This is a genomic window from Rhizobium ruizarguesonis, from assembly GCF_017357285.1.
GTDB classification, from domain to species: Bacteria; Pseudomonadota; Alphaproteobacteria; order Rhizobiales; family Rhizobiaceae; genus Rhizobium; species Rhizobium ruizarguesonis.
In genome coordinates, this window is sequence record NZ_CP071678.1 from 3583016 (window position 1) to 3595361 (window position 12346).

The 12346-nt window shown below is 61.2% G+C and carries 15 protein-coding genes and 1 pseudogene; 6 read left to right on the top strand and 10 right to left on the bottom strand.

The window, feature by feature from the left end:
- Positions 1–129: 129 nt before the first annotated feature.
- Entirely contained in the window at positions 130–582 is a 453-nt protein-coding gene (locus tag J3P73_RS17775) for a BA14K family protein (protein ID WP_032996031.1), read from the top strand.
- 146 nt (positions 583–728) lie between these two features.
- Here the strand turns inward: J3P73_RS17775 and J3P73_RS17780 are convergent, their stop codons facing one another.
- Positions 729–1622 (bottom strand): oxidoreductase, encoded by an 894-nt coding sequence (locus tag J3P73_RS17780; protein WP_018073992.1) that lies wholly within the window; start codon positions 1620–1622, stop codon positions 729–731.
- A gap of 34 nt (positions 1623–1656) precedes the next feature.
- Between J3P73_RS17780 and J3P73_RS17785 the strand changes: the two genes are divergently transcribed.
- Positions 1657–2115: a winged helix-turn-helix transcriptional regulator gene (locus J3P73_RS17785; protein WP_018073991.1), complete on the top strand. Its 459-nt coding sequence runs from the start codon at positions 1657–1659 to the stop codon at positions 2113–2115.
- A gap of 100 nt (positions 2116–2215) precedes the next feature.
- Here J3P73_RS17785 and J3P73_RS17790 read toward each other — a convergent pair whose 3' ends face one another.
- Genes J3P73_RS17790 through J3P73_RS17800 form a run of 3 tightly spaced genes read right to left on the bottom strand, consistent with a single transcriptional unit; the run spans position 2216 to position 4810 of the window.
- Positions 2216–3592, bottom strand: coding sequence for an ATP-binding protein (locus J3P73_RS17790; RefSeq protein ID WP_024319542.1), 1377 nt, complete (start codon positions 3590–3592; stop codon positions 2216–2218).
- 24 nt (positions 3593–3616) lie between these two features.
- On the bottom strand, positions 3617–4318 hold the full coding sequence (locus tag J3P73_RS17795) for a response regulator (RefSeq protein ID WP_018073989.1): 702 nt from the start codon (positions 4316–4318) through the stop codon (positions 3617–3619).
- Positions 4319–4810, bottom strand: coding sequence for a MarR family winged helix-turn-helix transcriptional regulator (locus tag J3P73_RS17800; protein WP_018073988.1), 492 nt, complete (start codon positions 4808–4810; stop codon positions 4319–4321).
- 297 nt (positions 4811–5107) lie between these two features.
- Here J3P73_RS17800 and J3P73_RS37630 point away from each other — a divergent pair.
- Positions 5108–5370: pseudogene (locus tag J3P73_RS37630) on the top strand (branched-chain amino acid aminotransferase); the annotation flags it as partial.
- A 161-nt stretch (positions 5371–5531) separates the two neighbouring features.
- Here the strand turns inward: J3P73_RS37630 and J3P73_RS17805 are convergent.
- Together J3P73_RS17805 and J3P73_RS17810 are read right to left on the bottom strand one after the other, a co-directional pair.
- Positions 5532–5801, bottom strand: coding sequence for a hypothetical protein (locus J3P73_RS17805; RefSeq protein WP_003541697.1), 270 nt, complete (start codon positions 5799–5801; stop codon positions 5532–5534).
- A 183-nt stretch (positions 5802–5984) separates the two neighbouring features.
- A complete protein-coding gene (locus J3P73_RS17810; protein WP_024319541.1) occupies positions 5985–6602 on the bottom strand; it encodes a DUF1236 domain-containing protein in 618 nt (205 codons plus the stop codon).
- A 287-nt stretch (positions 6603–6889) separates the two neighbouring features.
- Between J3P73_RS17810 and J3P73_RS17815 the strand changes: the two genes are divergently transcribed.
- Positions 6890–7585: an MBL fold metallo-hydrolase gene (locus J3P73_RS17815; RefSeq protein ID WP_130692351.1), complete on the top strand. Its 696-nt coding sequence runs from the start codon at positions 6890–6892 to the stop codon at positions 7583–7585.
- 218 nt (positions 7586–7803) lie between these two features.
- Here the strand turns inward: J3P73_RS17815 and J3P73_RS17820 are convergent, their stop codons facing one another.
- The 4 genes from J3P73_RS17820 to J3P73_RS17835 all read right to left on the bottom strand — a co-directional run bounded on the left by J3P73_RS17820 (position 7804) and on the right by J3P73_RS17835 (position 10135).
- Positions 7804–8145, bottom strand: coding sequence for a tRNA-binding protein (locus J3P73_RS17820; RefSeq protein WP_024319540.1), 342 nt, complete (start codon positions 8143–8145; stop codon positions 7804–7806).
- A 10-nt stretch (positions 8146–8155) separates the two neighbouring features.
- Positions 8156–8983, bottom strand: coding sequence for a pyrroline-5-carboxylate reductase (gene proC / locus J3P73_RS17825; protein ID WP_130692353.1), 828 nt, complete (start codon positions 8981–8983; stop codon positions 8156–8158).
- Between the two features lies 1 nt (position 8984).
- Positions 8985–9485, bottom strand: a complete 501-nt coding sequence (locus J3P73_RS17830) for a type III secretion system chaperone family protein (protein WP_130692355.1) — start codon at positions 9483–9485, stop codon at positions 8985–8987.
- Positions 9486–9874: 389 nt separating this feature from the next.
- A complete protein-coding gene (locus J3P73_RS17835) occupies positions 9875–10135 on the bottom strand; it encodes an accessory factor UbiK family protein (protein ID WP_130692357.1) in 261 nt (86 codons plus the stop codon).
- Between the two features lie 201 nt (positions 10136–10336).
- Here J3P73_RS17835 and lgt point away from each other — a divergent pair, with 201 nt between their 5' ends.
- Both lgt and J3P73_RS17845 read left to right on the top strand, forming a co-directional pair.
- Positions 10337–11185: a prolipoprotein diacylglyceryl transferase gene (gene lgt / locus J3P73_RS17840; RefSeq protein WP_018483220.1), complete on the top strand. Its 849-nt coding sequence runs from the start codon at positions 10337–10339 to the stop codon at positions 11183–11185.
- 19 nt (positions 11186–11204) lie between these two features.
- Positions 11205–12305: a class I SAM-dependent methyltransferase gene (locus tag J3P73_RS17845; protein WP_018073978.1), complete on the top strand. Its 1101-nt coding sequence runs from the start codon at positions 11205–11207 to the stop codon at positions 12303–12305.
- The last annotated feature ends 41 nt before the right edge of the window (positions 12306–12346 follow it).

Below are 12346 nucleotides of genomic sequence, written 5' to 3' on the forward strand. Positions count from 1 at the left end.
GAGTTCGAGTTGAAGCCCGGCAGCAATGCCGGGTTTTGTCGTTCAGCCTTCGTTCAGCTACAAATCTTTACTGCTGTGACCATCGAGAAAGGGACCGGCGTTCGGTTCCCGGGATTAGGATTTTTGCTTATGAACAGGCTCGCCAAGACCCTTCTGCTGACGGCAACCGCTGCTGCACTCACGCTTTCCGCGATCGGTGAAGCGTCGGCCCGCGACCGCCACTGGCGCCACGACAATCATCACGGCAACAACGATGCGTGGGTCGGCGGCGCCGTCGGCCTGGCCACCGGCCTGATCGTCGGCTCTGCCATCGCCAACGCCAATAATGGTCCGGTTTACGAAGAGCGTCGCTACATCGACCCAGCCTACGAGCCGGATTACTACGAGCCCGCTCCAGTCTATCGCGCCCCGCGCCGCGTCTATGTCGATCAGCCGCAATATTACGAACCGGTTCGCACGGCGGTGGAGCCCTGGTCACCGCAATGGCAGCGTTACTGCTCGTACCGCTACCGCTCCTTCGATCCGCGCAGCGGCACCTATATCGGCAATGACGGCCGCAGCCACTTCTGCACCGCCGGCTGAATCGTCGAATATCCCTGATGCAAAGCGCCGCTTTTCAGCGGCGCTTTTGTTTTGCATGGGTCAACCGGCCTTCTTTTCCTAGAGCATGATGCCGAAAAGTGTGCGCGGTTTTCGGGCGACATCATGCTCTATTTCTTTGATTTAGATCAGGATTCAGATTTTAGGCCGATCTGGCCTAAAATCATCCTGATCTGGGGCATGGACTCGGCCTCGGTATCAAAATCGGTCGAGACGCTCACGGTGCGCCACATCCGATCAGCTTCGATACGCGCCGCATCCGCCTTTTCGACATTGCGTACCGCATCGCTGCCGAGCAGCAGCCGCAACGGCGGCTCTTCGAGACCGGCGATGTGGATGACGACCGCAGCCGCTTTGGCAGGATCGCCGGGCTGGCGCCCATCGTATTCACGCTGGAAGCGCACCGTGGCGCCGACCGTCTCCGCATAGTCCTGCCGCCCTTCGGCAAGCACCGTCGAGGAGCCGGCGAAATCGGTCCTGAAGCCGCCGGGCTCGATCACCGTCACCTTGATCCCGAATGGCGCGACCTCCTTCGCCAGCACCTCGGAAAATCCCTCAACACCGAATTTCGCCGCCGAATAGGCGCCGCGCCCGGCAGGTCCGATCCGGCCGCCGACGGATGAGAACTGGATGATGTGCCCCGCTCCCTGCCCACGCATCAGGGCGATGACTGCCTTGGTCATGATGATCGTGCCGAAGAGGTTGGTCTCGATCTGGGCGCGAAAATCGGCAAGGCTGGTATCCTCGATCGAGCCGACATTGCCGTAGCCGGCATTGTTGACAAGCACGTCGATGCGCCCGAACCGCTTCACACCCGCCTCGACTGCCGCCGCTGCCGCCGCCTCGTCGGTCACGTCAAGCGCCAGCGTCAGCACCTGATCGCCATACCGCTCGGAAAGATCGGCAAGCTGGCCGGGATCGCGCGCCGTCGCCACCAGATTGTCGCCGGAGGCCAGAACCGCCTCCGCCAGCGCCCGGCCGAGACCGCGCGAACTCCCTGTTATCAACCAGACCCTGGACATCGGAAACCCTCCTTCTTTGGTTCCCGGCTCATGTATGCTCTACTGTATCCGATCGAAAGAAGGTACCCAGACGATCCATACACACCTTGAGGTAACCAACGTGACCAGCGACATGTTCGATTTCTGCAGCAGCATGACGGATGAACAGGATGCGCGAGCCCGCGAACTGATCGAGCGGGCGGCGGCGAAATGGCCGCTGCGCATTCTGCATGTGCTCTCGGATGCCGGCGCACCCCTGCGCTTCTCGCGCCTTATGGAAAGGGTCGAGGGCATCAGCCAGAAAGTGCTGACGCAGACGCTGCGCACCCTCGAAAGAGATGGCCTCATCATCCGCACACTCTATCCCGAAGTGCCGCCGCGCGTCGAATATGAGTTGACGCCGCTCGGACGCGACCTCCTCATGCAGGTCGCCGCGCTCTGGCGCTGGATCGTCGAACACCTGGACGATTTCGATGCGCGCAAAGCCGTGAAGCTGACGGCGGCCCGTGCCTAAAGCGCGTCGCGATCTTTCAGATTCGCTCCTCGCACTCTAGGTCTTTGTTTTTACGCACGTCGCTAGCGCAAAACCGCTGCACACTTTTGCGCGACATGCTTTAGGCCGGAATGCGGATCGTTGCCCTCAGTCCGCCGAGCGGGCTGTCGCCGAGCGTGACGTTGCCGCCATGGCTGCGGGCGATGTCGCGGGCGATCGCAAGGCCGAGCCCGGTGCCCGACGCATCGAGATTGCGCGCCGTATCCAGCCGGAAGAATGGCTTGAACACGTCCTCGCGATTCTTTTCCGGAATGCCCGGCCCGTCATCGTCGAAGATGACGGTCAGCCATTTGGCATTGTGCTTGGCCTCGATGTCGAGCCTATCGGCATAACGACGCGCGTTCGAGGCAAGGTTGGTGACGAGACGCATGAAGGCGTTCGGCCGGACGGATATGTCGTCATCGCCTTCGATGGAATAGCTGAATTTTTTGCCATGCAGGGCGAAATCGGATTCCAGCTTCGCAAAGATCTCGCTGAGTTTGAGTTCGCCGACATCCTCTTCGACCTCGCCGCGTGCAAAGGCCATATAGGCTTCCAGCATGGTCTGCATGTCGTTGACGTCGTCATTCAGACCATGCAGGTCGGGATTGTCGCCGGCGAGCGCCAGTTGCAGCTTGAAGCGGGTGAGGATGGTGCGCAGATCATGGCTGACACCGGAGAGCATCGCGGTGCGCTGCTCGATCTGCCGTTCGATTCGCTCGCGCATCAGGATGAAGGCAAGACCGGCACGCCTGACCTCGTCGGCGCCGCGCGGATAGAAATTATCGGGCTTCTGCCCCTTGCCGAAACTTTCAGCCGCTCGCGCCAAGGTCAGGATCGGCCGGATCTGCCCGCGCAGGAAAAGGATCGAGATGCCGATCAGCACCAGCGAGGTCCCGACCATCCAGACGATGAAGATATGAGTGTTCGACGCATAGGTCTGGCTGCGCTTGGTCAGCACCCGCAGGATCTTGTTGTCGAGTTTGATGCGGATCTCGACGAGGTTCGAGTTGCCGACCGTGTCGATCCAGAAGGGCCGGTGGATCTCGTCGGTGATCTCGTCGCTGAGGATGCCGTCGAGGATCGAGAAGAACGGTTTGACGCGCGGTGGCGGCAGGTCGCCATCCGGCTCGATCGAGATCTGCAGGCTGAGCTGGTCGCGGGCGATACGGACGATCTCGCTATAGTCCGAATTTTGCGGATAGGTCTCGATGATCTCGATGATCGCGGCGATGTCACGGGTGACGGCAAGCGACAACCGCTCCGTCACCATTTGCCAATGACGCTCCATGAAGACGGCGGCGACGACGGATTGCAAGAGCACCATCGGAATGATGATGATCAGCAGCGAGCGCGCGTAAAGTCCGGTCGGCAGCCGGCGGCGCAGCCAGCGGACGACCCAGCGCCAGCCCGGCGCAGAAGTGCGGTCTTCCCGCCGCAAGCTGTCGATCGTCACCATCAGCGCCGGTCCCGAACCTTGAGTTTAGTCGATGCTCAGCCTGTATCCGATGCCGCGCACGGTCTGCAGCCAGACGGGATTGGCGGGATCATCCTCGATCTTACGCCGCAGCCGGTTGATCTGCACGTCGATCGTCCGCTCGCCGACTTCGGTATCGTTGCCGATCAGTTCATGGCGGGGGATCGTGTCACCGGCACGCCGTGCAAAGAGCAGCATGATCTCCTGCTCGCGGTCGGTGAGCCGGATAACCTCGCTGGCTTTCTTCAGCTCCTTGCGGGTCAGCGAGAAGGTGTAGGGCCCGAACATCACTTGTTCGATCTTCGGTCCCTCGCCGCCCGCATTGCGACGCAGGATGTTGTTGATGCGCAGCACCAGCTCGCGCGGGTCGAAGGGCTTGGAGAGATAATCGTCAGCGCCGGCCTCGAGGCCTTCGATGCGATTGCCCGATTCTGCCAGCGCCGTCAGCATGATGATCGGCACGTTCTTGATGGCGCGAAGTCCGCGGGTGACGTCGATGCCGGATTCGCCAGGCATCATCACGTCCATGATGATGAGGTCGAAATCCAGACCAGTGAGCTTGCGCTGCGCCTCAGCGCCGTCGGCGGCGACGGTAACGCGGAAGCCGTTCTCGGCGAGATAACGATTGAGCAGCGCGCGGATGCGGGAGTCGTCATCGACCACCAGCAAGTGCGCCGCATCGTCGGAAATACCTGTCTTGACCGCCATTCAATCCGCCCTCTGTCTGTCCCGCATTCCGCTGAGGAAAGCTTTTACGCCCTCCCGCACCTCCGCAGAAGCCCCTTCGAATGCCCGCTCAATGCGGCGCGATTGCGGCTCAGCAAGGGCAAGCGCCAGCTCTCGTCCCGATTTCGTCGGATAAAGCTTCCGCTGCCGCCGATCCTCGGGGCCGGCCACCTGGCGAATATAGCCTGAATCGATCAGCTGTTTCAGCACCCTTGCGAGGCTCTGCTTGGTGATCTTTAAGGTATCGAGAAGATCGGCAACCGTCATGCCAGGGTTGCGGTTGACGAAATGCACGACGCGATGGTGCGCCCGGCCGAAGCCGCTCTTTTCGAGGATGGCGTCAGGATCGGAAACGAAGTCACGATAGGCGAAGAAGAACAGCTCGATGATCTCGAAATCGATAATCCCTGTATCTTCCATCGGCGTGGCCAGCGGCTCTGGCTTGCCTGCTTTCGGGCCGGTCTGTCGTGACACTCGGCATTTCCTTTTCTCTTTCCGCGCGCTGCGGAAGCTTTCGCGAAGATATGTCAGCTTTATTGACATAAATTTGCGTCGCTATTAGCTTCCGCGAACTCTGCGGGAGCCCCGCACGGCCTCTCATTTCCCTGGCATTTCCCCGGAAAACAAGGCCCGTCCGGCACTCCGACGCAATTCGCGATTTGCCCTTGCGTCTGTGGATAAAACGTAATGGGGACAACAATCAACAGGCACGGCGCTTGAAGCGCCGGAGGAGCTCGGGGATGGCTTCGATTCCTTTGGATCAGCTGGACGGGGGCGCAGGCCAACCGCATCAACGTCGCCATCGCCATCTGGCAATGGGGCAGCTATTTCAACCCGACCGAAACGCTGAAGGGCATCCGCCTCGATATCGCCGAATGTCGCCGTCCCGATCCGACGACGGCGCCCTGCACCTCCAAGGCTGCCGGTCTTTACACGATCTGCACCATTTCCAAGCACGTCGCCGAAGCCAAGGCTACGCCGATGCGATGATGCTTGATGAACGACTACATGAAGGAAGTCTATCCGGCGGCGATCGCCGCCGAATAAGCCCCTCACGCAATCGGTCCGGCTACTGCATAATTCCTTAAATCGGAATCGATTTAAGGCTAAAATTATGCAGCAATTTAAAGTGCTACAGCGTCCTTTGCGCGTCTCAAAAGACGCGCGACGCTGTAGCACAGACCCGTCGGGCCTTTTATCTATGCGCCCGTGCCATGACCAGTCCGGCGAGCGTCGAGAGAATGCCGCCGCCGATCAGGCCGCCGATGCCGTCGGCGATCAGGCCGGTCATGGCCGCTTCCCCGCCGACCATGCTGAGCAGCATACCGCCGGCAACACCGCCGATCGCACCTGCGATGGTCCGGGCGACGACGTTGATCGCCTGCTGCTTCAAAGCGGCGCTCGCGGCGTTGCCGCCGATTGCACCGGCAATCAATTGTGTGATGAGCGGAAGTAGCGCTTCCATGATTTCCTCCTCTGGCGATCTCCCCGATCGCCGATCCATGCCGAACCTTCGGCATATTAGTATTTTATCATATTTTGGAGGAAAGCGTTAAGAAAAATCAACCGATGCGGGATTAAGGCAGGGAGAAGCGCCCCGGAACGAGGCGGTCCGACGTCCGCCTCGCCTCAGTTTCTGTCGATCACGTCATTGATAGACGTAGACGATCCGGCGTGTACCGGGATCGACCAGCACCGGCCGATCGTTGATCCTCGTATAACGGTACTCGTAGTCGGGAATCGACTGGAAGGTGACATCGTCAGGCACCTCAGCGCCGACGACGACATCGCCGCCGAGCTGCACCGTCTGGCCCGGATTGGTTTCGATATAAGTGCGGACCGTCTCTGGCGGGGTGATGGTCTCGACCGCCCCGACGGGGCCGAGCAACTCGTCGCCCGGTGCCGGCTGTGGCTCGGCCGGCACGACACTCGCGGTCGACTCATAAGTCACGCTGGGAACGCCGATCTCGGCACGGTGCTGCTCGACGATGATAGGGCTGCCGCCTTGATCGACCTGCAGATAATCGGCATAGACCCAGCCGCGCATGCCATTGACGTCGACACGGCACCAGCGGCTGCCTTCGATGCAGCCGTCGAGGACCGCTGTCGAGCCGCGGGTGGCAAGGCCGACCGTCGGATATTGCGGGCCCGGACCGGCGCGGACGTTAAGATCGTTGACCGTCGTCGCCATCATCTCAGCCTGCGCGAGACCGGCGCTAGCCATCAGCACCGCGCCTGCCAGCAGAATGTTTCTCTTCAAGGTCATGTGAGCGTCTCCTTGGTTTCGATGGGCTGACAACGCACGGGGTTCCACGATGTTCCCCTGTGCTCCGCCGAGCGAAACACTACTTGCGGGAGATTTCATGCAAATATTTGGAAAAATTGAGAAAAACTCGATTTTCTCGCACTGCGACGATGGCGAAGAGGGCATAAATTCTTGTTGCAGTCCGTCTTTTTACCGTGAGCCACACCGCCAATGGCACAAGATTCCGGCTGTCCTTGCCGCGGTTTCGGACTATACCCGAAGCAGCAGAGACACCAAGCGAGGCACTTATGGGCATGCTCCAGGCCGGCATCATTCCGGTGACACCCTTCCAGCAAAACTGCACGATCTTCTTCGATCCCGATACGAAGGAAGGCGTCGTCGTCGATCCCGGCGGCGACGTGCCGCTCATCCTGCAGGCGATTGCCCAGAACGGCCTGACCATCAAGGAAATCTGGCTGACACACGGCCATCTCGACCATGCCGGCGGTGCCAGCGAGCTGAAGGAAGCTCTCGGCATCGACGTGGTCGGCCCGCATCAGGACGACCTGCCGCTGCTGCAGCGGATCGAGACCCAGGCCGCGAAATACGGCATATCAGGATTGCGTAACGTCGTGCCCGACCGCTGGCTGAAGGACGGCGACAAGATCTCTTTCGGCGCCCATGAATTCGAGGTCTATCACACGCCCGGCCATGCCCCCGGCCACGTCATCTATTTCAACCGTGCGCAGAATTTCGCCCATCTCGGCGATGTCCTCTTCAACGGCTCGATCGGTCGCACCGACCTGCCGGGCGGCGATCATCAGCAGCTTCTCGATTCGATCCGCGACAAGGTATTGCCGCTCGGCGACGAGGTCGGCTTCATCTGCGGCCACGGCCCGGGCAGCAGCATCGGCGACGAGCGGCGAAGCAATCCATTTCTGCAGGAAATCAGACCTCGTCGAGGATCCGATGCCGGCGCATCAGGCGAAGCCCCGAACAACTAGAGCATGATGCCGAAAAGTGTGCGCGGTTTTCGGCATCATGCTCTATTTCTTTGATTTAGATCAGGGTGATTTTAGGCCGATCAGGCCTAAAATCACCCTGATCTAATGCGTGTCGCCCAATAGTAAGCAGCGGTGTTGGGATAACGACTTGCATAAAGACTTAAAGTGCGTTGCATGAATCCGATTCGACGCGACGTGCTTTAAGTGTGAGCTCCCGCTCACATCATCTTTCGGCCGTTTGGCACCGACTGTTCGACTGCAGCAAGCACGATCGCGCCGTTCTCGTCCTCGAAACCCAGCGTCAGCACTTCCGAGCGGAACGGCCCGATCTGGCGCGGCGGGAAATTGACGACGCCGAGCACTTGCCGGCCCAGCAGGCTTTCCGGCGTGTAATGCACGGTGATCTGCGCCGAGGATTTTTTAACGCCGATCTCAGGGCCGAAATCGATCACCAGCTTGATTGCCGGCTTGCGCGCTTCCGGAAAGGGACTGGCCTCGATGATCGTGCCGACACGAATGTCGACACGCTCGAAATCGGCGTAGTTGATCTCTGCTGCCATATGGTCTCCGTCAGCCGGCCAGTTCCTCGGCCCGCTTGCGCGCCGCCGCAAGGGCGGCGTCGAACAGAGGCTGCATGCCGTTCTCGGCCATCAGCACGGCGAGCGCCGCCGCCGTGGTGCCGCCGGGAGAAGTCACATTCTCTCGCAGCCGCGAAGCGTCGTCGGGGGACTGGTGCATGAGTTCACCAGCCCCCGCGACTGTTTCCCGCGCAAGACGCATGGCGAGGTCCGCCTGCAGGCCGAGTTTACGGCCTGCCTCCGCCATACATTCGACGAGATAGAATACGTAGGCCGGACCGCTGCCCGAAAGCGCCGTCACGGCATCGATATCGGCTTCCGCCGGCACCCATTCGACCGGGCCCGAGACGCGCAGAAGGGAATGGACGCGTTCGCGCTGCTGATCGCTGACCCCCGAATTGGCAAAGGCGCCGGTGACGCCGCGCCCGACCATGGCCGGCGTGTTCGGCATGGCCCGCACCATGGCGGCCTTGCCGAGATGCCTCTCAAGGAAATCGAGCGTCTTGCCGGCTGCGACCGAGACGACGACCGTGCCCGGCGCGACCGCACTTTTCACCGCCAGCAGCACCGTCTCCATCACCTGCGGCTTGACCGCGAGGAACAGCACGCTTGCCTTCAAATCCATGGGAAGCGCGGTCAGATGCGTCGCACCAGCCTCGCTGATCGTCGCCAGCATCGCCGGCGACGGGCCGGGATCGACGACAATGACGGCCGAGCCCGGAACGCCGCTTTTCAGCCAGCCGGAGAGCATCGCCCCGCCCATGTTTCCGGCGCCGATCAGAACGACGGGATGTGTCGAGGAGAAAGGGGTCGTCGGCATCTTATGCCTCGCCGACCGTTTCAAACAGCACGGCTTCCATCGCCTTCGTCGCTTCCATACCGGACCAGACGACGAACTGGAATGCCTGGAAATAGGCTTCGCAGGTGTCGAGCGCGCTGGAAAGCAGCACCTCCACCTGGCGGTTGGTGGGCTCCGCACCGCCGGCAAGCAACAGCGATTGGCGGAAAATGACGACATCTTCCTGGCGCCAGAGATCGAAATGACCCATCAGCACCTGCCCGTTGATCGCCGAAAGCAGCTTGACCACCTCGTTGACCCTGATGTCGGGAACCCTGATATCGAAGGCGCAGCCAAGATGCAGCGCCTCGAATTCCTCCATCCAGGAGAAGGAGACGTGATAGTCCGTCCAGCGACCCTCGACCGTCATCGCGATCTCGTCCTCGCCGGACCGTTCGAACGACCAGTCGTTGTTGGAGGCAACGTACTCGATCATATCGACCGGGTTCGACTGACGCTCGACTTCCAATTCCATCAGGTTCATGCAGCACCTTCTTGACCGGAACGAATGCGGCCTAACTTCGTGTACGAACACAAGAAAAGACACACGCAAATACCGGAAACACCACTCGGATGATCGTTGAACCGCTGCCAGACTTAACGCAGATAACCTGCCCGGAGCTTACCAAGTCGCTTCGAATCATCATTTAAAATCAGTGTATAGCGCCCCTTGCCCCCTGCCAGCCCCCTGAAGGGAAAATAGGACCGGCCACTGTGGAAAGGCGCTTCGAAATTCAATTCAGAAGGGAGAATAAGCGACTCTGCGAATTGGCTTTTTTGGCAGTGTCCACAGGTGGAAAACTCACCTGGTTTTTTTACGGAAGATGCGGCGTGTGGCATGAAGGCAACGCCGCATCTGTGTCATACCGGGACTTAAGCGCCCTCGCCGGCAAGCTTCGCCTCGAGCGCTGCGATGCGGGCGGCAAGCGCCTCGTTCTCGTCGCGTGCCTTGATCGCCATCTCGCGCACGGCCTCGAACTCCTCGCGCTTGACGATGTCCATGCTGTTCAGCCAACGCTCGGCCTGGGCGTTGACGGCGGTTTCGATCTCCTTGCGGACGCCCTGGGCGGCACCGGCCGCATCGGTCATCAGCTTGGCGAATTCGTCCATGATACGGTTCGTTCCGGTCGTCATGGCGTTTTTCTCCCTTCGCATGAGGTGAATTCAGCCCTTCGGGGCCTCAGGAATTGAGGTAGGGCTTCGCCACCGACGATGCAAGCGCTTTGCACGGGATAAGCTTGCCGGCGCCGGCCGGGAACGAGCCATCACGAACAATGGACTTGACCGTCCGGGATCGCAGCGGCATGTTCCGCCCAACTCAACAGGTGGAAAACCTTGCCGATAGCAGCCGATCTCCTTGCCATCATGCCTTTCCCGGATATCGATCCGATCGCCTTTTCGATCGGTCCGCTGGCGATTCACTGGTACGGCCTCGCCTACGTCGCCGGCATCCTGCTCGGCTGGGCCTATGCGCGCCGCCTTGCCGCCAATGAAAGTCTCTGGCCCGGCAACGTCTCGCCGATGTCAAGGACGCAGCTCGACGATTTCATCGTCTGGGCAGCGCTTGGCGTCGTCCTCGGTGGCCGTCTCGGCTATATTTTCTTCTATGATCTCCCCGCCGTCCTGCGCAGTCCCGTCCGTGCGCTCGAGATCTGGAACGGTGGCATGTCCTTCCATGGCGGCCTGACCGGCACGACGATTGCCATGATCCTCTTTGCGCGCCGCAACGCCATACCGATCTGGAGCCTGTTCGACATCGTCGCCACCGTCGTTCCCTTCGGTCTGTTTTTCGGCCGCATCGCCAATTTCATCAATGGCGAGCTGTGGGGCCGGTTGACCGACGTGCCCTGGGCCGTGGTCTTCCCGACCGGCGGTCCCTTCGCCCGCCACCCAAGCCAGCTTTACGAAGCCGGCCTCGAAGGCATTGTTCTGCTCGTGGTGCTGGCCGCCCTAGTCTACGGCATGCGCGCGCTGAAAAGCCCCGGCTTCATCACAGGCGTCTTCGTCTGCGGCTATGCGCTGTCGCGCATCTTCGTCGAATTCTTCCGCGAGCCCGACGCCCAGCTCGGTTACCTCCTCGGCACGAACTGGCTGACCATGGGCATGGTGCTCTCCTCCCCGATGATCCTGCTCGGCCTCTGGGCGATGCTGCGGGCCCGCCGCCAGGCTGCGCTGCAGCTTTGAAAACGGCAGGACGCGCGACATGACCACCACTCTCGGCAAAAAGATCAAGGCGATCATCCAGGCCAACGGCCCGATCAGCGTCACCGATTATTTCTCGCTCTGCCTCGCCGATCCCGAACACGGCTATTACCGGACGCGCGAGCCCTTCGGCCGTTCCGGCGATTTCGTCACCGCGCCCGAGGTCAGCCAGATCTTCGGCGAGATGATCGGCGTCTTCCTCGTCCATGCCTGGCAGCGCCACGGCGCACCGACTGATGTGCGCCTCGTCGAGATCGGCCCCGGCCGCGGCACGATGATGGCTGACATGCTACGCGTCATCTCCCGCATCGCCCCGCCACTCCTGGATGCGATGAGCGTGCATCTCGTCGAAACCAGCGAGCGCCTGCGCGACGTCCAGAGCCAGACACTCGAGCCTTACGGCGAGAAAATCGCCTGGCATAATGGCTTCGACGAAGTGCCGCCCGGCTTCACGCTGATTGCCGCCAACGAACTCTTCGACGCCATCCCGATCCGCCAGTTCGTCCGCATGCCGACGGGTTTCCGCGAGCGCATGGTCGGTATCGACGCCGATGGCGAGCTGACCTTCGCCGCCGGCGTCGCCGGCCTCGATCCCGCGCTTCTTCCCGAACCGGTGCAGAACGTGCCGGTCGGCACCCTCTTTGAAATCTCGCCGGCCCGCCAGGCGGTGATGATCGCAATCTGCGAGCGGCTGCGCGTCTTCGGCGGCACGGCGCTTACGATCGACTACGGCCATCTCGTCACCGGCTTCGGCGATACGCTCCAAGCCGTGCGCATGCATGAATTCGACCCGCCGCTCGCCCATCCCGGTGAAGCCGATCTAACAAGCCATGTCGACTTCCAGCAGCTCGCCGAAACGGCGCTTGCGGCCGGCCTCCATCTGAACGGCGCCCTGCATCAAGGTGATTTTCTAAGTGGCCTCGGCATTCTCGAACGTGCGGCGGCCCTCGGTCGCGATCGCGAGCCGCAAACCCAGCAGGTCATCCAGGCGGCGGTCGAAAGGCTTGCCGGCGCCGGTGAAGGCCGGATGGGCGAACTCTTCAAGGTGATGGCGGTCTCCCATCCCGCCATCGATCTCATGCCCTTTCGTCCGGTGGATTGACAGGGCGCACGCGGCTGGTTCAACATCGGCGCGAAACAAGA